Source organism: Streptomyces sp. NPDC086835 (genome assembly GCF_044745705.1).
Lineage (GTDB): Bacteria > Actinomycetota > Actinomycetes > Streptomycetales > Streptomycetaceae > Streptomyces.
Genome location: NZ_JBIVAU010000009.1, coordinates 105,664 through 130,773, shown reverse-complemented (window position 1 = coordinate 130,773; position 25,110 = coordinate 105,664). Strand labels below are relative to the sequence as shown.

The following is a 25,110-nucleotide window of genomic DNA, read 5'->3' as shown; positions in this document are numbered from 1 at the left end:
CCAAGTTGTCGTGGTCCCAGGTCGGCCAGTGGCGGGAGGCGAAGCCGACGCGCACCTCGGGAAAGGGGCGCCCGTGAGCAACCTCGGCCTGGGTGAGGATGCGGCACCGACGGCGGTTCGTAGTGTGGCTCGGCCGGCCACGGGCGATGAGTTTTCCGTCGGCCGGCGGTCAGAACGGGTACATGGCCGACGACGGAGGCAAAAGTGGCTCTGCGAACACTGCTCACCGGACACGGCCTCGTGGAGTCGCCACGATGGCAGGGTGATCGGCTCTACTTCTCCGACTGGTCCGCCGGCGAGGTGATCGCCGTGGACCTCGCGGGCCAGAGCGAGACGGTCGCGCGCCTGAAGTCGCTGCCGCTGTGCACCGCCTTCCTTCCGGACGGGCGAATGCTGCTCGTCTCGTCCCCCGACGGGCTCCTACTGCGCCGCGAGCTGGACGGCTCGCTGGTCACGCATGCCGAGCTGGGCAGGCGGCCGGGCTGGAACGACATCGTCGTGGACGGCCGCGGCAACGCCTACGTCAACAGCATCGGCTTCGACATGATGGCCGGCGCGCCGTACGAGACGGGCGTCGTCGTCCTGGCCACGCCGGACGGAGCGGTCCGGCAGGTGGCCGACGGCCTCGCCTTCCCCAACGGCATGGCGGTGACCGCCGACAACTCGACCCTCGTCGTCGCCGAGTCCTACGGCCACAGCCTCGCGGCCTTCGACATCGACGCCGACGGCGGGCTTTCCGGCCGGCGGGTGTGGGCCGATCTCGGCGAAGGCACCCCGGACGGGATCTGCCTCGATGCCGAGGGCGCCGTCTGGTACGCCGACGTGCCCGGCAAGCGGTGCGTGCGGGTCGCCGAAGGCGGCCGGGTCCTGCAGACCGTCGAACTGGACCGAGGCGGCTTCGCCTGCACGCTCGGCGGCCCCGACGGCACGACCCTGTTCGTGGTCGCGGCCGAATGGAGCGACGGACCGGAGCCGGTCCCGGCGGGTACCGGCGAGGTCCTCATGACGGAAGTCACCGTCCCGGCAGCGGGTCGGCCGTGACCTCAAGGACATCACCTCGCTGATGCGGGTCTCGGCGAGGACTACGTCCGCGGTGTCGCCCCTCGGCGCCGAGCGGCTTACCTCACGGCGGCGGCGAGCAGGCGTCGTCGTACACCACAAGGCCGTCACTACGGAGGCGCACGCCTGGCGTCGGACTGTGCGCCGTGAGGCGTCCGTCGTGCATCAGGTGGTGGACGAGCACGCCGCGGGCCAGGACGGCGAAGTCAGCGATCAGACGCCGGTGGCATCGCCACCACACCGCCTCGCTGCACATCACCGCAGTGCGCTCCTCGCCCGCCTGGTGCACGAGGGCATCCATGGCGGCGACGAACTCCGGGCTGCGGGTATGAGCGGCGTACCCGCGGAACGACTCGTTGCGCCATACCGTGTCGGGAGAGTCGGGCGGCGGTTTGCGGAAGCCGCCCAGGCGCGGCTCCCACCGATAGGCGATGCCCTCGTCCTCGGGCATCCACCGCTCGAGCCGCTGCCGTGACAGGTCCGGGTCCCGGCGACTGCCGGGAGCGGTCCTCACGTCCACGACGGCGGCAACGTCCGCTTCGCGGAGGAGTTTTGCCAGGGCTCCTCGGTCTGCGGTGCTGTGGCCGAAGGTGATCAGCTCGAGCCGGGGCATCGTGAACCCGTCGGCAGAGTCGGTCCGATCAAGATCCATACATCAAGGTCCATACATCGAGTTCAGCAGCTTCCGGCCGGCGATGCACCTCCCCCTCCCGCCCTACTTGGTCGTCTTCAGCGGGGGACCGGTCAAGGTCAGGATCGGTGAAGCGCTTCGAGCAGTGCAAGACTGATTGACAAGGGAGTTCAGCACCGCCCAGTCTTCCTGGTCGGTGCCCGACTCCTCTGAAAGGCCTTGACCCGACGGGGGTTTGCTGTAACGGTGTCGAAGCTTCAGTTGGAGGGACGCTGCGAAGCGCTTCGACACAGGAGGTTGGATGCGAGACATCAGCGCCCAGGCCGCATGCTCTCCCTGGAGCTGGTCCAGGGCACGCCGATCGGCCCGCGCACGTCGGTGTGGGCGTCTCCACGTGAGTTCCGTCCTCCGCGCTTCGAACAATCCCTGGGCGGGGCTTACCGCGGCCGAGGGAGGCCGGTGGTGCTCGATCGGCCTCTGCTGCCCTTCCACCGCTGAGGCCGTCCGGAGGCTGACCGTCGGCGGTGCCTGGTGAACGCAGACACCCTGGCGCTCGGCGCCGCTGACGAGCGCGCCGTGCGGAGGGTCCGGCGCGTGCTCGGCCCGGTCGAAGTTGTCGGATCACGGGTCCTGACCGGTGGGTTGTACAACTGCGTCCAACTGCTCGAACTCGCCGACGGGCGGAGCGTGGTGCTGAAGTCCGCGCCGGAGGCCCATGCCCCCGCGCTCACCCACGAGCAAGGACTGCTGGGAACCGAGACGCTCTTCCATCGCCTCGCCGCCGCCAGAGGTGTGGCCGTCCCGTCAGTGCTTCACCACGAACCGGCCGGCTTGGACGATTCCGGCGAGTGGCTCTTGCTCGATTACCTCGAGGGCAGTGCCTGGAGTGAGACAAGGGCGGATCTGCCCGCCGACAGGCAGGCCGCCCTGCGCTACAGCCTGGGAGAGGCCCTTGCCCGCACGGCCGCGGTCACCGGAACTCGTTTCGGCTACCCGCAGCCCGTTCCCGGACTCCAGGGCCGTACCTGGCGGGAGGCGTTCACCGGCATGATGCACGCCGTCCTCGACGACGCGTCCCGCTTCGACGTCCCGCTGCCCGCCGCCGACACGCTCACTGCCCTGCCCGACCGTTTCGCACGCGCACTCGACGAGGTGAACCGTCCCGCGCTCGTCCACTTCGACGCCTGGGACGGAAACGTGGTGCTTACCCGGGACGCGAACGGGACCTGGCAGTTCGGCGGCCTCATCGACGGCGAGCGCGCCTTCTTCGGTGACCCCCTCGCAGAGCTCGTCGGTCTGGACCCCCTTGACGCCGCCGAGGACGACCCCGACCTGATGGCGGGCTACCGCTCCGTCGAACCCGGCCTGCAGACGCACACCGAGGCTGCCCGTGTCCGGCTCGCGTTGTACCGCATCTATCTCGCACTGATCATGCGCGTCGAAAGTGTCCCCCGGGCTTACGGTCCGGACCACGCGGGCTGGCTCAGGTCGTGGTCCGACGAACGCATTCCTCAGCAACTCACCTTGCTGAGACGATTCGGTGGCTGAGACGCGGACAACTGGCGCCTGCGTCCTCGGGCTTGCCTGGTACCGCTTCTACAGTGCTCCGTATGCCAACATCCGTTCACGCCCTCGCCCATCGGCCGTTGACCGCGGCGGCGGTCGCCGAGCTTGTGGCTCTGCCGACCGTGCCGACACCCCCCGACGACCAAGCGCTCGACACAGAGATGCGGCAGCGAGGATGGAGCTGGGAGCACGACCTGGTCTGCGACTCCGTCCGCACCGCTCACGCACACGTCCTGTGCGCCGACACCTATGTTCCATTCGGCTGTCCCGACGCCCGGCACTTCCTCGTCTTCGGCGAGGTCTACCCTGTGGACCCGGAAGACGAGGACATGACCAACGGTCCGTGGCTGTACGGCCTCATGGACGACTGGCAGCAGTTGCCCGGCTGGAGCGGCCGCAGACCCGGCACGACCGAGGACTGTGAGGCCGTTCTTGCTCAGGCGGCGCCGGCAGTGACCGAACACCTCGGCACAGCTCCTGAGCGGACGATCCTGTCAGCCGCGGCCGTGGTGGAACCCGCGCCCGCACTCACACACCGCATCTGGCGTACCCCCACCCACGCTCTGGTTCTGGGGCCGGCTTCCGACAATGGCCCCTACGGCTACCTCATCCACCTCCAGCTGTCCTACACCCCTCTCACCTGCGCGTCCGAGCTGCCCCCCGAAGGGGACGAAGAAGGCCTGGCCAAATGGATCAGCGCACACGTCGACTGGTAGGAACCGACGAGGGGGCGGCCCTTCAAGGGCGGGGAGCGGGAGACCGCCCGCGACGCCGCGGCCCGTGACCGCATGGCCGAGGAGATCCGTACCTGATTCGTCGACGAGGACGGCGTCGACCAGGAAGGACTCGTCGAGGGAAAACCCGCCACCCCGGCCGTGGAACTCCGCTGGGGAGCTCGAGGTGCCCCTGCAACGGGGCCGAGCGCGTGCCCGCGAAGTGTGAGTGAACAGTGGAGACGCGCTCCGCGCGAAGGGAAGCGGGCATGGCTCGAGCCTCAGGGGGCAAACGGGGTCCAAGCGGACCGTCCGCGCAGCATCCGACCCGAAGGGATTCTCATGTCTTCCACGCCGCTGACAACGATCGTCCGTGTGATACGCCGGCACGGCATCGCGCCGCGCCGGCGTCCCGCCTCACCGCCTTCCCGGCTCGGGAGGGGACCGCACGGCGTCTCGAAGGTGTCTGTCGTCCGGGGGCTCGTCGACGCCCTCCGCGGCCGTACCGGCGCCCGCCGCCACTGACCCCGCAGACCCCCGCACCGGCGCACACAGCACAGGCGGCACAGCCCGCACAGAGCCACGGGCGGCGCGGCCCGCACCGGGCCGCGGGTGGCACGGCGCCGCACAGGGACACGGGCGGCGCGGCCCGCACCGGGCGACGGGCGGCACGGCGCCGCACCGGGGAGAGCCCGGAAGGCGAGGGGCCCGGCCCCGTACCCGCGGCCGAGGGCCGGCTTGTCGCGAGGGCCGCGGCGGCGGCTCACAGGAAGCGTCTGATCGGCGTGACCGCCCCTTCCCGGATCCGCTGGAGGGGGGATCGCCGCTTCCAGCCGGCGTCGAGGATCCGGTCGCTCACGGCCACATCGGCATCGAAGTCGGCGTCAAGACGGGCGGTGAACGTCTCGTCGAGCACGGCGAGCATCACCTCCTCGTCGTGGTCGAGCGAGCGCCGGTTGAAGTTCGTGGAGCCGACGAGGCCGGCGACACCGTCGACGGTGATGATCTTGGCGTGCATCATCGTCGGCCGGTAGTGCCAGATCTTGACCCCGCACCCCAGAAGCTGTTCGTAGTGCTGCTGTCCGGCGAGTTGGCAGACCCGCTTGTCGGTGTGCGGGCCGGGCAGCAGGATCTCGACCTCGACACCCCGTCGTCTCGCCTCGCAGAGCATGTCGATGAAGAAGGGGTCGGGGGCGAAGTAGGCGGTGGCCAGGCGGATCCGCTCCTCCGCGGACTCCAGCGCCACCCGGATCAGGGTCTGCATGTCCTGCCAGCCGAAGCTGGCGGAGCCGCGCACCACCTGCACCGTCGCGCTACCGCTCGGGCGGTGCTCGACGAACCGGTCGTGCTCGTCGAAGAGGCGGTCGTGGCACTCCGCCCAGTTCTGGGCGAAGGAGGCCGCGATGCCGTCGACCGCCGGGCCGCGCACCTGGACGTGGGTGTCGCGCCATTCGTGCTCGTTGCGGGCGTCTCCGCACCACTCCTCGGCGATCCCCACTCCGCCGGTGAAGGCCGTCTGTTCGTCGACGACAAGGACCTTGCGGTGACAGCGGTGGTTCTGCTTGAACGGTGACAGCGACAACGGCTTGCGGAACCAGGCCACTTCGACACCGGCCCGGTCCATGTCGTCGAGCAGGTCCTTCTCTATGAGCCGGCTGCCGAAACCGTCGAGCAGCAGCCGGACGCGGACACCCGCGCGGGCCCTCGCGGCGAGCGTCGCTGCGAACTGCCGGGCGATGTCCCCGCGCCAGTAGACGAAGGTCATCATGTCGACGGTGTACCGGGCGTTCTCGATCGCCGACAGCATGGCGGGGAAGATCTCGTCGCCGTTCCGCAGGACGGTCAGTGCGTTGCCCTCGGTGGCGGCGATCCCGATCAGCCGCTCCAGGCGGCGGCGGAGGCGCTGCTTGCGCTCCCGGGACGTACGGGGTCTCTCCCGGCACGAAGGGACGCTCTCAGGCTGCTCGAGCCCTGTCGACATGGGATCACCTGGTGGGGGAGCGGGCGCGTGGCTCGTCCACGTGCCCTGGGGCCCGACGACTGTACGCGGCTCCCGGACGCAGGTCAGCAGCGGCGGCGGCCCGGAATGGCCGCGACCGAAAGTGTTGCTTCACGGCAACTGTTGTCTGTTCGCTAAGATGAGGACGCACGGTGCCCGCGCGAGAAGCGGTCGGCGCCCTCCATGAGAAGCGGAACGACGTGGACACATTTACTGCTGTCGAACGGGCGCTGCGCACGGCCGCCCCCCATGCTCTGCTCCACGTCGTGACGGCTGAGCTCTGCGAGCGCTACGGCGCCCGGCGGGTCGAGCTCAGGCTCGCCGACCACAGCATGCGCAGTCTTCAGATCGTCGGGACCGCGCCCTTCGCCCCCGACTCCGTGCCCGTCCACGACAGCCCCCAGGGTCGCGCGTTCGGGGCCCAGGAAGCGGTCGTCTCCGACGATCCCGCCGCCCGGGCGGTCGAGGTGCACCTCCCGGTCACCGTCCGCGGCGACCGGATGGGCGTGCTGTCCGTGACCATGCCGGAGGACGGCTTCACTCAGGCGGTCCTGCCGGAGCTGCTGCACATCTGCGAGGCGCTGGGGCACGAGATCGTGGTCGCCGACCGGGACACCGACCTCTACGTACTGGCGCGCCGGGCCGCTCGGTTCACGCTGGCCGCCGAGATGCAGTGGCAGTTGCTACCGGGCCGCTCCTGCGCCCGTCCGGAGTTCTCGTTGGGCGCGCAACTGGAGCCGGCCTACGCGATCTTCGGTGACAACTACGACTGGTCCGCTTCCGCGGACCACCTGACCCTCGCGATCACCAACGGCATGGGGGAGGGCATGGAAGCGGCCCTGCTCACCAACCTCGCCGTGAACGCTCTGCGCAACGCCAGACGTGCCGGCCTCGACCTCGCGGGTCAGGCCACCCTCGCCGACCAGGCGGTCTACGCCGAGTACCAGGGGCAAGCCCACGTCTCCGTACTGCTGCTGCGCTTCGACCTGGACACCGGCGCGGTGGAAGCGGTCGACGCCGGCTCGCCCCGGCTGTGGCGCCTGCGCGATCGCTCCGTGGAGCCGATCCCCTTCGACGAGCAGCTTCCCCTCGGCATGTTCGAGGACACGGTCTACACGCCGCAGCACTTCACCGTGCGCCCCGGCGACCGGCTGCTCTTCGGCAGCGACGGCGTCTACGACGCCGTGTCCCCGACAGGGGAGCACTACGGGGACCGAGCCCTGGCCCGGGCGCTGACCAGCACCGCTCTGCTGCCGCCGACCCAGGTGCCCGGAGCCGTGCTGCGAGAACTCGCCGGGCACCACGGACAGAGCCCGCTCGAGGACGACGCCCTGGTCGTCTGCCTCGACTGGTACGGACGCACCGAAGCGGCCGCCTCCGAGTGATCGTCCGGCCCTTTTCGGACGCGCGCGTGTACCCGGCGAGGCGTCCGAGAAACCGAACAACTTGTGCGAATGTCACTTCCGGAACCGGGCAGACGGAATTCCGGAGGTGATGAGAAATGGTTCCCCTGCTTCTCGTCCTATTGCTCGCGCTCATCCTTTTCGGAGCCGGTTTCGCGCTCAAGGCGCTTTGGTGGATCGCGGTCATCGTCCTTGTGGTGTGGCTGCTCGGATTCGTGGTCCGGCCGCCCGCTTCAGGCGGACGACGGGGCCGCTGGTACCGCTGGTAGGTAGTTGTTTCCCTGACTCCCGGCGGTCGCCGACCAGCGGCGTCCCGCGAAAACCCGTGAACGAGAGGAAATCCTATGGACCCGAACCTCTGGGCCTACACCCCCGCTTCCGGCCGCACCGAGCACAACAGTCTCGTCGGCTACAAGGTCGAGGCGACGGACGGCGGCATCGGAAAGGTCGACAAGCACTCCGACGAGGTGGGTTCCGCGCACATCGTGGTCGACACCGGCCCGTGGATCTTCGGCAAGCACGTCCTGCTGCCTGCCGGCATCATTTCGGGCATCGACATCGCCGCGGAGACGATCCATGTCTCCCGCACCAAGGAAGAGATCAAGAACGCGCCCGAGTTCGAAAAGGAGCAGCACGCGGACGACGCGGGCTACCGGGAAAGGCTCGGCGGCTACTACGGCGGCTTCATGGGCTGACGCGGCGACTCCCCGGAGCGGGGGCGGACCGGGGATTTCCCGCTTCGCCCCCGTTTCGGGCTTCCGCTCCGGCCGTTACCGAAATTTCCTCCGGCCGTCCCGGAATGTGCTCGGGCCGGTCGCTGGATTCTGCTCCGGCAGGCTTTTCGGAATGCGCCTCGGCAGGTTCTTCGGCCTCCGCTCCGACATGCTCGAGGATTTTTTCCGGCACGGCGGCGCGGCGATCCGAAGTGCGTTCTGGCCTTACCGAGGATTCCGATGAATCCTGGAATTTCCATTTCCGCCCGGCTGCCGAACCGCCCGCATCCCGAGGCCTGCACTCCGTCACGCCGCCGATCGGCGGCAGCAGCGTTTTCACGTGCCGCACCCGGAGTTCGTCCAGGGGCGCCCTGCCGCGGCTCGTCAGGCGGAGCGTCGGCTCACGCCGGCACACCGCGCTCGGGGGTGCGCTCCACGAAGCCCAGCCTCTCGAGGCGGCCGCACAGGCGGCGCGCCGACGACGCAGTCATCGGCCGCCGGTCGGCCTCTGCGGCGAGGCCGGCCCGCCGGTCCCTGCCGGACGTGGCCGGCCCGCGGTCGTGCGGACCGTCCGGCAGGGACCAAGCCCGTCGACGCCCGGCGGTCCTTGCGGTCAGGCGGACCGGGCGTCGTCGCCCGCTACTTTGCGCCGCGGGACGGAGCCCGTCTCGTCCAAGGCGTCCTGGAAGCCTGTGAGCCCCGCGAGCAGCGCCCTGCGCTCCGCAGGGGTCATCTCCGCGATCACCGTCTGCAGCGCGTCCTGTCTCTTCGCCCGCAGGTTCCGCAGATAGGTCCTGCCGTGGGTGGTCAGGCGGAGTTCCAGTTCCCGGCGGCTGACCGGGCTCGCGGCCCGCTGCACATAGCCGAGGGCTTCCAGCCGGTCGCAGAGCCTGCTCACCGATGGAGGGGTGGAGCCCAGCAGCTCGGCGAGGGTGCGGAGGTTGATGCCCTCCTCCCGGTCCAGGCTGTAGAGGACACGGAGCTGGGAGGCCGACACGGGGTTCGAGGGCACGATGTCCTTGCCTCGCTCCCACAGCACTTCGAGCAGCTCGATGAGCTCGCGTGCCGCCCGCGTGGCGTCCTGCGACTCGCTCCCGGCGGCTGCGTTCGCGTCCATTGCTGGTGGCACTCCGTATCAGACGTCCTTTCGGCAACCATATCTTTCCGCGGGCGACGGTCGCGGCCGGATTGCCGTACCCGTACCGGTTTGCAACATGGCCGTGTCATGTACGCAAACAGGGGCACGCGATAACCAGGGTTTGTGAAAGGGGACTTGGGGCCGCTGACGCTGCACATGTAGCCGCCATAGGGAGGCAGCGTGAAAGCCGTGAAACGAAAGGGAGGACGAAGCGTGATGATCATTACTTCGGCGGATGCCGACATCGGGGCTGCCCGCCGGGCCACTTCCGAATTCGTCGGACGCAGCGGTGTCTCCGCCGCCGTCGACGATGTGGTGCTGGTGGTGTCCGAACTGGTCACGAACGCCGTCAGGCACACCGTCGGCTGGTGGCGCCTGAAGGTCCAGGTCCAGCCGCGGGGCCTGGTGGTGGACGTCGAGGACTCCAGCTGGGTTCCTCCCGCGCTCCGCAATCCCGGTTCGGACGCGGTCGGGGGACGGGGCTGGCGCATCGTGCAGCATCTCGCCGACAGTGTCGAGGTGTTCGAGAACTCCGGCGGCAAGACGGTGCGCGCCAGCTGGGGCCGCTCACAGTCCCGGTAGCGCCTGCTTCAGTCCTCTGAGGCCGCGCAGCAGATCCGCGCGCCGTGCGGGGGACATCACGTTCAGCGCTGCCGACAACTCCAGCTCCCGTTTCTCCCGCAGCTCGCGCAGATACGTTTTGCCGCGGCTCGTCAGGCGCAGTTCCAGTTCCCGTCGGCTCACGGCGCTCGACGACCGTTCGACGAGCCCGAGGCCCTCCAGCCGGTCGCACAGCCGGCTCGTGGAGGGAGGGGTGGAGCCGAGGGCGTGGCCGAGGGTGCGCAAATTGACCCCGTCCTCGCGTTCCAGGGCGCGCAGCACCCGTAGCTGAGGCGTCGAGACGGCCGTCAGTACGGTGTCCCTGCCCCGCTCCCACACGACCTCCAGGACTTCGACGACGTCGCATGCCGCACGCGCGGTCTCGCGGGAGCGCTCGCGAGGCGCATGCGTGGGGGGGTTCGTCACAGGGGGACTCCGGGCTGCGTGCATGTCTGCGGGTGGAGCGCGGGCCAAGGCGGCCGGACGGTCTGCCGCGCCCCTGGTCCGGCGACGCCGACTGCCGGCGCGTCGTGCGGCACGGCGGAAAGCCTACCCCCGCGCCTTCCCAGCTTTCCCCCGTCCCTCCCTCCGGGGTAGCCTCCCCGACGTATTTGCCGTACGACAACAGTCGCGCCTGGTGGCGACACGTCGTGGGGCGCGGCCGGTTTTCCTGGGCCGTGTCGGTGTCGCGTCGCTCGACGGGACACCTGCCGAGGGATGACGAGGAATGGGAATGGCTGAGACTTCCGTCGAGAACCCGCGTCCGGTGCCGCGCTCACGCGCCCGAGGCGCAGGCAAGGTCGGGGAGCCTGAGCTGAGGCAGCTGCTCGCCGGGCTCACCGCGGTGCGCGACGGCGACTTCGGCACCCGTCTCCCGAACGACGCCGACGGCCTGCTCGGCGAGATCGCGGGCGTCTTCAACGGCATGGTCGACCAGCTGTCCGTGTTCACCTCCGAGGTGACCCGTGTCGCCCGCGAGGTCGGCACCGAAGGGGCGCTGGGCGGGCAGGCCGAGGTCCCGGGAGTGTCCGGTACATGGGCCGACCTCACCGACTCCGTCAACGCGATGGCGGGCAACCTCACCGCCCAGGTCCGCAACATCGCACAGGTCACCACCGCCGTGGCGCAGGGCGATCTGTCGCAGAAGATCACGGTGACGGCGCGGGGCGAGATCCTCGAGCTGAAGGAGACCATCAACACGATGGTCGACCAGCTGTCGTCGTTCGCCGACGAGGTGACCCGTGTGGCCCGTGAAGTGGGCACCGAGGGCAATCTCGGTGGCCAGGCCGACGTCAAGGGCGTCTCCGGGACCTGGCGGGATCTCACCGACTCGGTGAACTCCATGGCGGGCAACCTCACCGGCCAGGTGCGCTCGATCGCCCAGGTGGCGACGGCGGTGGCGCAGGGCGATCTGTCGCAGAAGATCACGGTGGCGGCGCGGGGCGAGATCCTCGAGCTGAAGGAGACCATCAACACGATGGTCGACCAGCTGTCGTCGTTCGCCGACGAGGTGACCCGTGTGGCCCGTGAGGTCGGCACCGAAGGCCGGCTCGGCGGCCAGGCCAAAGTGCCGAACGTCGCCGGCACCTGGAAGGACCTCACGGACAACGTCAACTCCATGGCGAACAACCTGACCGGACAGGTGCGCAACATCGCCCTGGTCACCACGGCCGTCGCCAACGGAGACCTGTCCAAGAAGATCGACGTGGACGCCCGCGGCGAGATCCTTCAGCTGAAGACGACCATCAACACCATGGTCGACCAGCTCTCCTCCTTCGCGGCCGAAGTCACCCGGGTCGCCCGCGAGGTCGGCAGCGAAGGCCGCCTCGGCGGCCAGGCCGAGGTCGAAGGGGTCTCCGGCACCTGGAAGCGCCTCACCGAGAACGTCAACGAACTGGCCGGCAACCTCACCCGTCAGGTACGGGCCATCGGCGAGGTCGCCAGCGCCGTGGCCGAGGGTGATCTGACCCGGTCGATCACCGTGGACGCCTCGGGCGAGGTCGCCGAGCTCAAGGACAACATCAACGCGATGGTCGGCTCGCTGCGCGAGACCACCCGGGCCAACCAGGAACAGGACTGGCTGAAGTCCAGCCTCGCCCTCATCTCCGGTCTGATGCAGGGCCACCGCGACCTGGCAGTGGTCGCCGAGCTCGTCATGGACGAACTCACCCCGCTGGTCAACGCCCAGTACGGCGCCTTCTACCTCGCGGAGGAAACCGCCGACGGCACCGAACTCCGGCTCGTCGGCTCCTACGGGCGTCCCGCCGGCCGGAGCGGCTACGACCGCTTCAAGCTCGGGGAGTCCCTGGTCGGGCAGGCGGCCCGCAGCCGGCGCGTGATCCTGGCCGACGGTGTCCCCGGCGACTACATCAGCATCTCCTGCGGACTCGGCCGCACGGCGCCCGGCAGCCTGATCGTCCTGCCGATCGTCGTCGACGACCAGATCCTCGGTGTCATCGAACTGGCGTCGTTCACCGCCTTCACACCCGTCCACCGGGACTTCCTCGAACAGCTCATGGAAGCGCTGGGCGTGAACGTCAACACCATCGTCGCCAATGCCCGCACCGACGAACTGCTCGGCGAATCGCAGCGGCTCGCCGCCGAACTCCAGGCGCGCTCCGAGGAGTTGCAGGTCCAGCAGGAAGAGCTCCAGCGCTCCAACGCGGAACTCGAGGAGAAGGCCGCCCTGCTGGCCGCCCAGAACAGCGACATCGAGGGCAAGAACCTGGAGATCGAGCAGGCCAGGCAGGAACTGGAGGACCGCGCCCAGCAGCTGTCGCTGGCGTCCCGGTACAAGTCCGAGTTCCTCGCCAACATGAGTCACGAGCTGCGGACCCCGCTCAACAGCCTGCTCATCCTTGCTCAGTTGCTGGCCCAGAACCCGACCCGCAACCTCACCGCCAAGCAGGTCGAATACGCCGGCATCATCCACTCGGCCGGGTCCGACCTGCTCCAGCTGATCAACGACATCCTCGACCTGTCGAAGGTCGAGGCGGGCAAGATGGACATCAATCCGGAGGTCGTCGACCTGCGGCAGCTGCTCGACTACGTCGAGGCCACCTTCCGCCCCCTGACCACCCAGAAGAGCCTGGACTTCACGATCAGCACCGCACCCGGCGTCCCGGTCGACCTCCTCACCGACGACTCCCGGCTCCGGCAGGTCCTGAGGAACCTGATCTCCAACGCCGTCAAGTTCACCGAACGCGGCAGCGTGGAACTGCGCATCGAGCCGGCCGCCGACGGCGAGTTGCCCGCGCCCGTCCACCGTGGCGGCTCCGTCGTCGCCTTCCGGGTCAAGGACACCGGTATCGGCATCGCCGAGCAGCAGCTCGAGGTCATCTTCGGCGCCTTCCAGCAGGCGGACGGCACGACCAGCCGCAAGTACGGTGGTACGGGACTGGGCCTGTCCATCAGCCGAGAGATCGCGCACCTGCTCGGCGGCGCCCTGACCGCAGAGAGCACACCCGGCCGGGGCAGTACCTTCACGCTGTACCTCCCCGTGGCCCGCGCCGACTTCCGCGACCAGGTCGACGGCGCGCCGGAACACCCCACCGACGACACGGCCGCCGACGCATCGCAGCCCTCCGACCACCGTCGGCACGCGGTCGCCGAGACCGAGGCGCGGGGACCGCGCCGGCTGCTCGTGATCGAGGAGCGGCCGCGCGGACTGCTGTCCCTCGTCGCCGAGAGCGCGGTGGCAGAACTCACCGGCGGCCGAGACCTCAGCGACCGCGACGACATCGAGCTCGTCTCGGCGGTCGGACCGCAGGAGGCTGCCGGGGCGCTCGCCGCCGCGCCGTTCCACTGCGTGGTCCTCGGACTCGACATGGCCGACAGCGAGGCCCTGCGCTTCCTCGACGCGATGGACGGCGACACCGCCCTGCGGACCGTCCCCGTACTGGCGCACAACAACCGCCGCCTCGACGCGGCGCACGAGCGGGCGCTCGAGGCACGCTCCCGGAAGCGCCCGCTGGAGCTGCTGTCGAGCCTGGACGAACTGCGGGAACGGATCGCGCTGCACCTGTCCGCCGACCAGCCCGGCGACGTCGTCCCGCTCGTACGCGGTGACGAACCGCGCCCGCAGACGCCGCGGGCCGTGGACGGCTCGCTCCGCGGCCGTACCGTCCTCGTCGTCGACGACGACGCCCGCAACCTCTACGCCCTCAGCGGCATCCTGGAGCTGCACGGCGTCCAGGTCCTGCACGCGGAGAACGGCCGCAAGGGGATCGAGGCGCTCGCCGAGCACCCCGAAATCTCCCTGATCCTGATGGACGTGATGATGCCGGAGCTGGACGGTTACGCCGCGACCGCGGAGATCCGGCAGATGCCCGGTCACCAGGACCTGCCCATCATCATGGTCACCGCGAAGGCGATGCCGGGTGACAGGGAGAAGAGCCTCGCCTCCGGTGCCAGCGACTACGTCACCAAGCCGGTGGACGCCGACGACCTCATCGCGTGCGTCCGCCACTGGTTGACCAAGGGATCCGGCGACGCGCAGGTGGTGTCGTGACCGTCCCCGAGAATACGAACAGAACGGGTGAGGGCCCGCTTCCGGATCCCGTAGGCCGTCAGGACGGTGCGGCCACCGCCCCGGCCGAAGCCCCGGCGCGTGTCGTCGCCCGCCGGGTGATCACCCCCGCCGGGCCCCGGACCGGCCCCCACGTCCCAGGGCCGACGGCCGGTCCCGACATCCTCGCGCCCACTCCCGGCCCTGTGGACCCGGTGCCCGGTGCCGACTCAGGGTCCACGGCCGCGACCGACGCCCCGGAATCGCCGGGCGGCTCGCGGCAGGGTTCGTCGGTCGGCCGTCTGGCGGCCACGGTCGAGCGGCTGCGCGCGGAGGTACGGGCGGCCCACGCCGCCGCCGACGGCCGTGCGCTGGTCGAACTGGCCAAGGGCATCATGATCGAACGGCTCCGGTGCGGTCCTGCCCAAGCGGCCCGGCAACTCGCCGAACTCGCCGAGCAGGCCCACATGTCACAGCTGGAGCTGGCCGCAGACATCATCAACCAGGCGGCACGCGACCAGGTCACCGAGGCTGCGGAGGACTTCGTCCGGCAGGTGAAGAACGGCCCCGTGTCCGGCGCGGAGAACGCCGGGTCGGCCGTCTCCGTCCGGCTGCGCACCGCGGAGAGCGCCGCGCTGGCGGCCGGCGACACCCAGGCCGTCGCGGAATCCCTCCTCGAACACGCCCTCGCACCGCTCGGAGCGACCGCGGTGGCCGTCTGGACCGCCGGGTCCGACTCCTCCCTCACCCTCCGCGGCCACGCCGGATTCAGTGCCGACGAGGCAGGACGCTGGCGGTACGTGCCGCCCGGCGTCGCGACCGTCGCCCGGCAGGCCCTCGGCGAGCGCCGTACGGTACGGATCCCGTCCCTCGCAGAGGCCGGCGTCCCCTCGATCGGGCAGAACCAGTCTCGGGACGGAGGCCGGATCGCCCTGCCCGCCGGGACCGGCGGCCGTATCCACGGCGTACTGGAGATCTGCTGGCCCCAGCCGCTGGCGCCGCAGTCCCCGGCGATCGCCCGTCAGATCGAGGCCCTCGCAGAGCTGTGCGCGCACACCTTGGAGAGCCTCCCTGCCGCCGGCCTGGCCGGCGCAACGGAACCGGCCGGCGTTTCGGAACTCGTGGACCTGGCCGACGGGCTGTACGACCCCACTCTGGTGCTCGTACCCCATCTCGACGCCGACGGACACCTCACCGACTTCCTCATCCGGCACGCCAACAGCCGTTTCCTCGACCCCGCGGGGCGTCCCCGCAGCGCGGTCCACGGGGCCCTGCTGCTGGAGGCGTACCCCATGGCGGCCGGTGACGCCGAACTGTTCGGAAAGATCGAACGCGTCTACGCCACCGGCGAGCCCTTCCGCGCCGAGCGGATGACGCTCACCGCCCTCGTCGACCAGGTGCCGCTCGCGTCCGTCACGGACCTCAGCATCAGCCGGCACGGCGGCTGCCTGCTCCTCATCTGGCGCATCGAGGACGAGACGGCTCGGCTCGCCAGCCTGCTTCAGCACGCGCAGCGCCTCGGCCGGATCGGCGGTTTCGAGGAGAATCTCGTCACGGGCGGGATCACCTGGAACGCACAGCTCTACGGCCTGTACGGCCGCGCCGTCAGCGACAGCCCGGTGTCGCTGCAGGACCTCGCCGAGTACGCCCACCCGGACGACGCGGTGGCCATCGGCCGCTTCCTGCGGACGGTGCTCCACCACCGGCGCCCGACGTCGACGGCGTTCCGCCTGCAACGACCCGACGGAGTGACCCGGCACATCCGGGTCATCGCCGAACCGGTCCTGGACTCCGACGACCGCCTCCTGGCCCTGCGCGGCGCCTACCAGGACATCTCGTCACAGCACTGGACCGAGGTCGCCCTCGCCGCCACCCGCGACCAACTCGCCCACACCGAACAGGAGTCGGCCGAACGTAACCGGTTGGCGCTGCAGCTCCAGCACGCCATCATGCCGCCGACCCGCGCCCCGCTCGACGCCGCACCCGGCCTGCAGGTCGCCGTGCGCTACCGGCCCGCGGAGGCGGAGTCCCTCGTGGGCGGCGACTGGTACGACGCCGTGGTGCTGCCGTCCAAGCAGGTCCTGCTCTGCGTCGGCGACATCGCCGGCCATGGCATCGAGGCGGCGACGGGGATGGTGGTGCTCCGCAACGCGATGCGCGGCCTTGCCGTCACCGGCGCCGGACCGGGCCAGCTGCTGTCCTGGCTGAACATCGTCGCGCACCATCTCACCGAACAGGTCACCGCCACCGCCGTCTGCGCCCTGTACGACCCGGACACCCGCGTCCTGCGCTGGGCGAGAGCGGGTCATCTGCCGCCCGTCCTGGTACGCGGCCCGCAGGCCGACACCCTGCCGCTGCTCGGCGGAATGCTCCTCGGCGCGATGGCGGACGCCCGGTACGAGGAGGGCGAGGTCCAGCTCGAACCGGACGACACCCTGCTGATGTACACCGACGGACTCGTCGAGCGCCGGGACACGGCGGTGCACGACTCGCTCACCCAGCTGCTCACGACCGCTCAGACCCCCGCCGCGACCCTCGACCGTCGCCTGGACCGACTGCTGACGCACAGCAAGTCGGACACCGACGACGACACCTGCCTCATCGGCATCCAGGTGTCCTGAGCCGGCACGCCGTCGCACGGCGTGCCGTCCCTGTCCGTCCGCGCACCCCACCTCAGTGCAGGATCTTCTCCTTGGCCTTCTGGAACTCCGACTCGGTGATGTCTCCCTTTGCCTTGAGCTCGGACAGCCTGGCCAGCTCGTCCGTGCTGCTGCCGGCCCCGACGGCCTCCCGGATGTAGGCGTCGACGGCGGCCTTCTGCTCCCGGGTGTGCCGCCGCTCCCGTTCACCCATCCCCTTGCCTCGGGCGATCACATAGACCAGCGCACCGAGGAAGGGAACGACCAGCACGAAGATCAACCAGGCCGCTTTCAGCCACCCGTTCATCCTGTCGTCGCGGAAGACATCGACGATGATGCGGAACAGCAGCAGAAGCCACATCACCCACAGAAAGATCCACATCACGGTCCAGAACGCGCCGAGCACCGGGTAGTCGTACGCCAGGAACAGGTGGCTGTCCATCGTCACTCCTCGTGGCCCTCCACGGTGCCTGCCGGAGTGCGGCACCGGTCGTGGCCACCAGCTTCGGCAGGCGCACCGACGATGCCATCACCCGCGACGGGTGATTCACTGGCCCGCCGCTGCCCGGCCGACCGTCAGGGCGAGCTGCCGCACCCTGCGCCAGTTCATCGGCGGTGCGGAGGGCACCACACCGGGACGATTGAGAGGCACGCGCACCCGGAGGGCTCCGGGCCGGATGCGGCAACGGACGGGGGCAGGAAGGGTGACTGCCTCGCCGTCGATGCCCACCTGTACGACGGGAGGGTCGGCGTCGACGACTACTTCCCGGGCCTTGATCACGTCGAGACCTGGCGCGTTCTTGCCGCGTAGCAGCAGGGCCGCCTGGGCGGCGTTGGCGACGTTGACCCCGAGTACTCCGAGAACGCCTGAGTCCAGCCGATCCCGGCGGCCCAGCCCTGCCGGGTCGGACATCGCGTAAGGGTTGTTGCTGACCAGCACGGCCTGGGGCCCGTTCATGGTCACGTTGCCGGCGCGGACGGTCAGACGTGGCCCGCTGTGATGCGTCAGCAGGTCCGGCAGCATCTGCAGGGTCGTTCGGATCTTGTCGTCCCGGTAGGCAGGGCTCTCCACCACGGCGGCGTACGCCCCGAAGGAGGCGTTGTTGACGAAGATCCTGTCACCGATGACTCCGAGGTCGACGCGCAGCTCCACGCCCTCCGTCAGCGCGTCCAGGCACGCCGAGGGGTCGTCGCGATCCAGTCCCAGATCCATGGCGAAGTGGTTCCGCGTCCCGGCGGAGATCACCACGAAGGGAACGTCGTACTGGGCGGCCACCGCGGCCACCAGGGCCTGCGTACCGTCACCGCCTGCGACGCCCAGCAGGTCGGCACCCTTGTGAACGGCTTGTCGCGCCAGCTCTGCCACGTCCTGGGGACGGGCAGGGTCCAGCACGACGACGTCGGCGCCCATCTCCCTCGCTCTGTCCGCCAGCCGGAACTTCCCGACCTTTCCCCCGCCCGAGCGGGGATTCATGATCAGGAACGGTCGCGTCGCCGGAGGGGCGGGACGCTCCGGCGTGACCACCTGGCCGAGATCCGCGCGCAGCGCGGTTCTGCCGGCGGTGACGGCCAGTGCCCACAGGGCGAACGACACGACCACGACCCACAGCAGACCGGCCGTCACGTAGAGCACGACGACGACCACCGGAGCGGCCACGGCCAGCAGGACGCCGAGCGCCCTGACTGGGCCCCTGTGCGCGATCACCCACCACGCACCGGCGGCGGCGACGGCCAGCCCTGCCAGTCCCAACGCCGCGAGAGCCAGGCTCCGCACCCCGGCGAAGGCGAGGAGCACCACCACTGCCGCGACACCCCCGGTCAGTGCCAGTCTCGCGGCCCAGCGCCTGCTCATGGGATCAAGCCTCCGCTTCGCTGCCCGTAGCGACCATCGTCCATGTCCTCATGGTCGACCAGTGATGCGGGCATGGCGCGTTCGACAGTGATGCGGTCACGGTGTGTTGCCCCGTCGATCACCCCTTCCGGGTGAAGCGCCTCCGCGCAGAGCGAACCATGATGACTGGATGTGAGCCGGCATCGGCTTGCGCGGTGGATCTTGGACGGGTCCACCGGCAGGAAGGCGATCCCGCGCTGACCGCCCGGTCGCCGCCAGGCCGGACCGTGTGCTCCGCGCACACGGCCGACGAGAACCGAATCGAGGAACCATGACCTCCACTCTTGAGCGGGACACCCACAAGTCGACAGCGGTTGCGAGCGGGCTGGTGGTGTTCGCCGCCGTCCTGCTGCTGATCGCCGGAATACTCGATGTCCTGCGCGGCATCATGGCCATCGCCGAGGACGACGTCTTCGTCAACACCCCGAACTACGTCTTCGAGTTCGACCTCACCACGTGGGGCTGGCTGCACCTGATCATCGGTGCACTGGCGATCCTCGTCAGCATCGGCCTGTTCAAGGCCGCCGTCTGGGCGCGCGTCCTCGGCGTGGCTCTGGCGGGGCTGCTCATCATCGCCAACTTCCTGTCGCTGCCGTACTACCCGGTCTGGTCGATCGTGGCCATCGCCCTGTACGCCCTTGTCATCTGGGGACTGTGCGTGGTCCGCAAGGACGACTTCGGCCCCACGGGGAGCACCGGCGGCCGCAGCAGCGCTCATCACATGTGACACCGGTCCGCGGTGATCAGCCGGCGAGGAGCGAGCACGATGTCGATACCGGGCGAGGTCGGCGCGAAGGTGCTGGAGGCGATGTTCAGTCAGTCGCCGGTCGGTCTGCATGTCTTCGGTCCCGACCTGCGGGTGTTGCGCGTCAATTCCGGAGCGATAGGGATGCGCGGCGTCCCGCCGTCGGCGGTTGTCGGCCGGCCACTGGCCGAGGTCTACGCCCCGTTCGACGCCGACGAGGTCGAGCCTGTCGTACGCAGGGTGCTCGCCACCGGCGAACCCGTCTTCGATCTGCGCGTTCGCGGCTGTCCACCTGTGGACCCGGACCGCGAACATGTCTTCTCCGCGTCCATGTTCCGGCTGGAGGACGACGAGGGCATGCCCATCGGCGTGGTGGCCGCGGCTGTCGACATCACGCACCGTGAGCAGGCCCGCGAGCGCCTTTCCGTCATGCACGAAGCCGGTCGGCGTATCGGCCGCAGCCTGGATCCACTGCGTTGCGCGCACTCCCTCGTAGAGGTCTCTGTACCGGTCCTGGCCGATGTCGCGGCAGTCGCCCTGACCGACGCGGTGCTCTACAGGGAGGAGTCGGCGCTACCGGAAGGACATCATCCCCCGCTTCGGTGGGCGGCCGCCTGGCCGAGCGGGGCGGGCGAGGCCCCCGTCGTCGGCGAGGCTGCCGATCAGGCGGCATTCGACGACGTGGTGCGCCGACTCGAGCCGCGCATCGAGCGGTCGCAGAACACCGACGACCTCGTCACCCCGCTCGCATGCCGAGGCGTGCCGCTGGGCGCCGCCTTGTTCCGGCGGGACCGCAGGGACCCCTTCGAGGACGAGGACGTGCGGCTGGCGATGAATCTCGCCTCGCACACCGCCCTGTGTATCGACAACGCCCGGCGCTACGAGCAGGCGCACGCCGTGGCCCTCGCACTGCAAGGACATCTGCTCCGGCCGTCCCTCACCCGCCAGGGTGCGGTGGACGTCTCGCACCGCTACCGGCCCACAGGCCGGGGGGCCGGTGCGTGGTTCGACGTCCTCCCGCTCTCCGGCGCACGGATCGCCATGGTGGTCGGCCAAGTCGACGGGCAGGGCCCCAAGGCGGCGGCCGCAATGGTCCAACTCCGCTCGGCGGTACATGCCTTGTCCGCCCTCGACCTCGAGCCCCATGACGTGGTGGCCCGCTTGAACGACACGGTGCGGCGGTTGGACGAGGAACGTCCGTCCGCCGCACCGTCCGAGCCTCTGACCGCCGGGTGCGTCTACGCGATCCACGACCCGGTGAAATCGGAGTGCTCCATCGCCCGCGCCGGCCGCCAGCTTCTGCTTGTCGGCTGCCCGGACGGGACCTGGAACGACGTTCCGTTGCCCGAGACGCCCGAGTTGGGGGAGGACGGGCCGCCGTTCGCGGCCGACGAATTCTCCCTCCCGGTCGGCAGCATGCTCGTTCTGTCCTCCGGCCACGTCCCCGACGTCGGGCTTCTGCGTCGGCTTCGCGAGGGAACGGCCCCCGGCTCGACGGAGGTTGTCGCCGACATGCTCCCCGGTGACCAAGCGGCCGTGCTGGTGGCTCGTACCCGCGCACTCGATCCGGCCGACGTGGCGTCCTGGGACATCCCCGCCGAGCTGAGCTCCGTGTCCGAGGCTCGCCGACATGCCACCGGCCGACTCGGACAGTGGCAGTTGGACGATGCTGCCCTGGCCACCGAACTCATCGTGAGCGAGCTGGTGACCAACGCGATCCGGCACGGCCGTCCCCCCGTCCGGCTGCGCCTCGTCCGCAACACCGTCCATAACACCCTGACCTGCGAAGTCCTGGACGCCGGCCCTGCCGCGCCGCATCTGCGTCACGCGCGGGCCGGTGACGAGGGGGGACGTGGACTGTTCATCTGCGGTGAACTCGCGGACAGTTGGGGCGTGCGATGGTCCGATCAGGGCAAGACCGTGTGGACGGAGGCCGCGCTCGGGACATGACCCGTGTCCGCCGGCTCCTCTCCCGCACGACGGCGGGCGGAGCCGTCGACCTGCGGTTGCCTTGCGATCGCGGGACGGCGGGGTGAGGATCAAAGCGTGACCTGTTGCCTGACAGAGCAGTCGCCCCGCGGTCCGCGGTGAGCCTGATGCCCTCCGCGACGGGTGGTGACCCGGATCCCGCTCAGGAACCTCTCTTGCCGAGCGGAGAGCCGCTCCTTGCCGCACGGTTCGCCGTTCCCGCCGTGCCGAGTACCTATGTCCGCCGTCGGCGTCTCACCGACCGCCTTACTCGCGCCATGGAGCATCCTCTGACACTGGTCGGCGGGCCTGCCGGGGCCGGCAAGACACTGCTTGTCGCCGACTGGATCGCCGTGTCACCGTGCTCCTGGCCGGTGGTCTGGCTGACGGTGGAGGCCGAGGACAACGCACCGGGCATCTTCTGGGCGTACGTACTGGGGACCTTCCGGCACCACGGGCCGGCGCTCCCCGCCGACATCGGCAGCCCTGCCCGCCCTGGTGAAGTGGACCACGGGGTGCTGGCCCGCCTCGCCGCTCATCTGAGCGGACGCAGTGAACCGGTGGTCCTCGTCCTCGACGAGTTCGAACGCGTCGGCACGCCGGAGATCGCCGAGGGGCTCGAGTTCGTACTCCGCCATGCGGGCAACGGTCTGCGCCTGGTGATGATCAGCCGTACGGAGCCCCTGGTGCCCCTGCACCGGTACCGCGCCGCCGGGGACATCACCGACATCCGTGGCGCCGATCTGGCGTTCCGCCCGCAGGAGGCCGCCGTTCTCGGGGACCGGCACGGCATGAGCCTGGCGGCCGAAGGCGTTCAGGCGCTGACCGACCGGACGGGAGGATGGGCGGCCGGGCTACGCCTGTGTGTCCTTGCCGCGCAGCAGGCAGAGGACCCCCAAGCCTTCCTGAAGGAGTTCGAGGCGGGACAGAGCATGGTCGCCGACTTCCTGTTGACGGAGGTGCTCGCTTCCCAGACCGCCGAAGTGCAGGATCTGCTGCTGAGGAGCAGCGTCCTCGGCCAGATCCACCCGGATCTGGCGAACGCCCTCACCGGCCGGGACGACGCCGCGCCGATCCTGGCGCAGCTGGAGCGTGCGAACGCTTTCATGCGGCCCATCGGGCACTCCTGGTACCGGCTGCACCCGCTGTTCGCCGAAATACTGCGCGTGCATCTGCGTGCCCGCCATCCCCGCCTGGAGCCGGAGTTGCACAGGTCAGCGGCACGCTGGCTGAGTGATGCCGGCCTCCTCACGGAAGCCCTGCGGCATGCCGCCGACGCCGGCGACTGGGATTTCGCGGCCTCGCAGCTGGTCGACCACCTGGCGATCGGGAGGCTGTTCACCGGACTCGAGTCCGACCGTCTCATCGAGCTCTTCGCCGCCATGCCACCGGATACCACGGGTCCCGCGGCAGACCTGATCCGCGCTGCCCAGGCGCTCGGCGAGTACGACGCCGAGCGGGGACTCCGGCATCTGCGCCGTGCCGAGGAGAACCTCGACAGGGCCAAGGACCCGAGCCCGGCAGCACGATTGAGCTGTGCGGTCCTGCGCGTCCTCGCCAGCCGGGTCATCGGCTGCGTCGACATGGCGGAAGCCGCTGCCAAGGACGCCCAGGACGTGGAGCAGGAGTTCCCGGCGGCGTGCCTGGACGAGCACCCCGAACTGCGCGCCCTGCTGCTCACCGGTTTCGGGTCCGCCCAGCTGTGGGCAGGCCGTTTCGAGGCCGCCCGGTCGGCACTCACCGCCGCCGTACAGGCGCCGGGCGGTGCTGCCACGGCGCTGCCCCGGCACGAGTCCCTGAGCAGGCTGGCGCTGATCGACTTTCTGGACGGCCGGCCGTCCAGGGCCGAGGCGCACGCGCGGGCGGCCGTCGCGGAGGCGGAGCGTTCGGGTCTCCTGCCCGCCTCCCGCACCGGCATGGGAGAGCTGGTGCTGGCCGCGGTCGCCATCGACCGCGACGACCTTGGCGCCGCGGGGCGCCACCTCGATCAGGCGGCTGTCTCGTCCGCGGCACGTCCCGATCCGATCGTCACCGCGGAACTGGGAATCCTTCGCTCGCGCATGCTGCTGGCCAAGGGCCGGCCCGGCGCGGCGCTGAATGCCCTCGATGCCGCCCTCCGGCCACCGCACGCCGCGCAGTCGCCCTGGGTGAACGACCGGGTGGCCCTGGCGGCGTCCAACGCACTTCTGGCGCAGGGGCGCCCGCAGGAGGCGGTCGAGGCTCTGGCGCATCGGGAGACCGACCGCCCGGACCAGGCGGTGGCGTCCGCCCGTGCCCGGCTGGCGGCGGGCGACACCGAGCGTGCCGTGAAGATCCTGGACACGCTCGCAGGGCGCTACCACCACCGCGACGCGCCGGCCGTCGCTGTGCGCGTCCTGCTGGCGCAGGCACAAGCCGCCGACACACTCGACGACGCGGCCGCTGCCCGTCAGCGTGTCACCCGTGCCCTCGCCACCGCCCGGCCGGAAAGCCTGAGACGGCCGTTCCTGGAGGCCGGGCCGTGGCTGCGCCGCCTGCTGCACGCCGAGCCCGCGCTGACACTGACCCACGACTGGCTGCCGGACGAACTGCTTCCGGAGCGGTCGACGGCGGAGCGGGGCGAGCCGGTGCCCTCGCCCGTCGTCGAGCATCTCAGCGACCGCGAACAGGAGGTCCTGGGGCGACTGGCACAGATGATGTCGACCAACGAGATCGCCGACGATCTCCACCTGTCAGTCAACACCGTCAAGACCCACTTGAAGAGCGTCTACCGCAAACTCGCCACGACCAGGCGCCGGGACGCGGTGCGCCGGGCCCGCGAACTGCGTCTCCTATGACCCGTCACGCGCGACGGCCACCAGCGGGGTCACCTGTTCCGGGTGATGCCGGGCCCGGACGTACCACCCACCATGGGGTACGAGGTACGAGGGATAACGAGCCATCTGTACGGCTGTAGAGAAGCGTGGTCATGCACTACGAGATCCGCGTCGACGGACACATGTCGCAGACGCCGGCCGAAGCGTTCCCCGAACCGGAGACCTTTCGTCGTGCCTCACCAGAAGGTCCTGATCGGCCCCGTCACCGACGAAGCGCACCTCTACGGGCTGCTCGCGTGTCTGCATGCCCTGGGCCTGCATGTGGCCGAGATGCGCCGCCTGCCGAGCTGAGCCCGACCGGCCTTGCTCCGGCCTCGGGGGCGAGCAACATGCCGGAAGGGGACGCCGGCGCAGAAGCCACCTGATTGAGAGGCATCTCATGGCTCGGAGCAGAACAGAAGAGCAGAAGCCGCATACGTCATTCCTTTCGCGCCCTGGTGTCCGCCGCCTCGTACCGTTCGCTGTGATCACCGCGATCGCGCTGGTCTTCGTCTTCGAGAACCGCGAGAGCGTGAAGATCCGCCTGCTCGTCCCCGAGGTGACCATGCCGCTGTGGGGCGCCTTGTTGATTGCCTGGGGCCTCGGCGTGCTTGCCTCTGTGATCATGCTGCGTCGCAGCACGGACCGGCAACCACCACGACAGAAGTAACGGCGACCCGGCGCGCGGACACGCCAGGCCGACG

The 25,110-nt window shown here is 70.0% G+C and carries 19 protein-coding genes and 1 pseudogene; 14 read left to right on the top strand and 6 right to left on the bottom strand.

The window, feature by feature from the left end:
* The first annotated feature begins 204 nt into the window (after positions 1–204).
* Positions 205–1,041 (top strand): SMP-30/gluconolactonase/LRE family protein, encoded by an 837-nt coding sequence (locus ACIPJI_RS26630; RefSeq protein WP_402249303.1) that lies wholly within the window; start codon positions 205–207, stop codon positions 1,039–1,041.
* 82 nt (positions 1,042–1,123) lie between these two features.
* Here ACIPJI_RS26630 and ACIPJI_RS26625 read toward each other — a convergent pair whose 3' ends face one another.
* On the bottom strand, positions 1,124–1,711 hold the full coding sequence (locus ACIPJI_RS26625) for a DUF488 family protein (RefSeq protein ID WP_402249301.1): 588 nt from the start codon (positions 1,709–1,711) through the stop codon (positions 1,124–1,126).
* Between the two features lie 510 nt (positions 1,712–2,221).
* Here ACIPJI_RS26625 and ACIPJI_RS26620 point away from each other — a divergent pair.
* Together ACIPJI_RS26620 and ACIPJI_RS26615 are read left to right on the top strand one after the other, a co-directional pair.
* Positions 2,222–3,238 carry a phosphotransferase family protein gene (locus ACIPJI_RS26620; protein ID WP_402249299.1) on the top strand — a complete coding sequence of 339 codons (1,017 nt, stop codon included), beginning with the start codon at positions 2,222–2,224 and terminating at the stop codon, positions 3,236–3,238.
* Between the two features lie 62 nt (positions 3,239–3,300).
* Positions 3,301–3,972, top strand: coding sequence for a hypothetical protein (locus ACIPJI_RS26615; protein WP_402249297.1), 672 nt, complete (start codon positions 3,301–3,303; stop codon positions 3,970–3,972).
* A gap of 760 nt (positions 3,973–4,732) precedes the next feature.
* Here ACIPJI_RS26615 and ACIPJI_RS26610 read toward each other — a convergent pair.
* On the bottom strand, positions 4,733–5,950 hold the full coding sequence (locus ACIPJI_RS26610) for a phospholipase D-like domain-containing protein (protein WP_356620455.1): 1,218 nt from the start codon (positions 5,948–5,950) through the stop codon (positions 4,733–4,735).
* Between the two features lie 218 nt (positions 5,951–6,168).
* On the opposite strand from ACIPJI_RS26610, the gene ACIPJI_RS26605 reads away from it, so the two are divergent.
* From ACIPJI_RS26605 to ACIPJI_RS26595, 3 genes are all read left to right on the top strand, one after another.
* Entirely contained in the window at positions 6,169–7,353 is a 1,185-nt protein-coding gene (locus ACIPJI_RS26605; protein WP_356620510.1) for a PP2C family protein-serine/threonine phosphatase, read from the top strand.
* Positions 7,354–7,469: 116 nt separating this feature from the next.
* Positions 7,470–7,640 (top strand): hydrophobic protein, encoded by a 171-nt coding sequence (locus ACIPJI_RS26600; protein ID WP_307705020.1) that lies wholly within the window; start codon positions 7,470–7,472, stop codon positions 7,638–7,640.
* A 75-nt stretch (positions 7,641–7,715) separates the two neighbouring features.
* Entirely contained in the window at positions 7,716–8,066 is a 351-nt protein-coding gene (locus ACIPJI_RS26595; RefSeq protein ID WP_307705019.1) for a PRC-barrel domain containing protein, read from the top strand.
* Between the two features lie 631 nt (positions 8,067–8,697).
* Here the strand turns inward: ACIPJI_RS26595 and ACIPJI_RS26590 are convergent.
* Entirely contained in the window at positions 8,698–9,201 is a 504-nt protein-coding gene (locus tag ACIPJI_RS26590; protein WP_356620457.1) for a MarR family transcriptional regulator, read from the bottom strand.
* Between the two features lie 237 nt (positions 9,202–9,438).
* On the opposite strand from ACIPJI_RS26590, the gene ACIPJI_RS26585 reads away from it, so the two are divergent.
* Positions 9,439–9,804, top strand: coding sequence for an ATP-binding protein (locus tag ACIPJI_RS26585; protein WP_307705017.1), 366 nt, complete (start codon positions 9,439–9,441; stop codon positions 9,802–9,804).
* Here the strand turns inward: ACIPJI_RS26585 and ACIPJI_RS26580 are convergent.
* Positions 9,790–10,248: a MarR family winged helix-turn-helix transcriptional regulator gene (locus ACIPJI_RS26580; protein WP_402249295.1), complete on the bottom strand. Its 459-nt coding sequence runs from the start codon at positions 10,246–10,248 to the stop codon at positions 9,790–9,792. The two genes, ACIPJI_RS26585 and ACIPJI_RS26580, sit on opposite strands and share 15 nt — an antisense overlap.
* A 307-nt stretch (positions 10,249–10,555) precedes the next feature.
* On the opposite strand from ACIPJI_RS26580, the gene ACIPJI_RS26575 reads away from it, so the two are divergent.
* The gene (locus ACIPJI_RS26575) at positions 10,556–14,332 is read left to right on the top strand and encodes a HAMP domain-containing protein (protein WP_402249293.1); all 3,777 of its coding nucleotides are present in this window, start codon (positions 10,556–10,558) and stop codon (positions 14,330–14,332) included.
* Positions 14,333–14,544: 212 nt separating this feature from the next.
* Entirely contained in the window at positions 14,545–16,950 is a 2,406-nt protein-coding gene (locus ACIPJI_RS26570; protein ID WP_402249550.1) for a SpoIIE family protein phosphatase, read from the top strand.
* A 52-nt stretch (positions 16,951–17,002) separates the two neighbouring features.
* Here the strand turns inward: ACIPJI_RS26570 and ACIPJI_RS26565 are convergent, their stop codons facing one another.
* Entirely contained in the window at positions 17,003–17,410 is a 408-nt protein-coding gene (locus tag ACIPJI_RS26565; RefSeq protein ID WP_356620461.1) for an SHOCT domain-containing protein, read from the bottom strand.
* Between the two features lie 105 nt (positions 17,411–17,515).
* Positions 17,516–18,820: a diacylglycerol/lipid kinase family protein gene (locus tag ACIPJI_RS26560; protein WP_402249291.1), complete on the bottom strand. Its 1,305-nt coding sequence runs from the start codon at positions 18,818–18,820 to the stop codon at positions 17,516–17,518.
* A gap of 310 nt (positions 18,821–19,130) precedes the next feature.
* Here ACIPJI_RS26560 and ACIPJI_RS26555 point away from each other — a divergent pair, with 310 nt between their 5' ends.
* The 5 genes and pseudogenes from ACIPJI_RS26555 to ACIPJI_RS26535 all read left to right on the top strand — a co-directional run bounded on the left by ACIPJI_RS26555 (position 19,131) and on the right by ACIPJI_RS26535 (position 25,076).
* Entirely contained in the window at positions 19,131–19,586 is a 456-nt protein-coding gene (locus ACIPJI_RS26555; RefSeq protein ID WP_402249289.1) for a hypothetical protein, read from the top strand.
* Positions 19,587–19,625: 39 nt separating this feature from the next.
* Complete coding sequence (locus tag ACIPJI_RS26550; protein ID WP_402249287.1) at positions 19,626–21,554, top strand: PAS domain-containing protein; 1,929 nt, start codon at positions 19,626–19,628, stop codon at positions 21,552–21,554.
* A gap of 296 nt (positions 21,555–21,850) precedes the next feature.
* Entirely contained in the window at positions 21,851–24,388 is a 2,538-nt protein-coding gene (locus ACIPJI_RS26545; protein ID WP_402249285.1) for a LuxR C-terminal-related transcriptional regulator, read from the top strand.
* 131 nt (positions 24,389–24,519) lie between these two features.
* Positions 24,520–24,718, top strand: a pseudogene (locus ACIPJI_RS26540) (hypothetical protein).
* A gap of 172 nt (positions 24,719–24,890) precedes the next feature.
* Positions 24,891–25,076, top strand: a complete 186-nt coding sequence (locus ACIPJI_RS26535) for a hypothetical protein (RefSeq protein WP_402249284.1) — start codon at positions 24,891–24,893, stop codon at positions 25,074–25,076.
* The last annotated feature ends 34 nt before the right edge of the window (positions 25,077–25,110 follow it).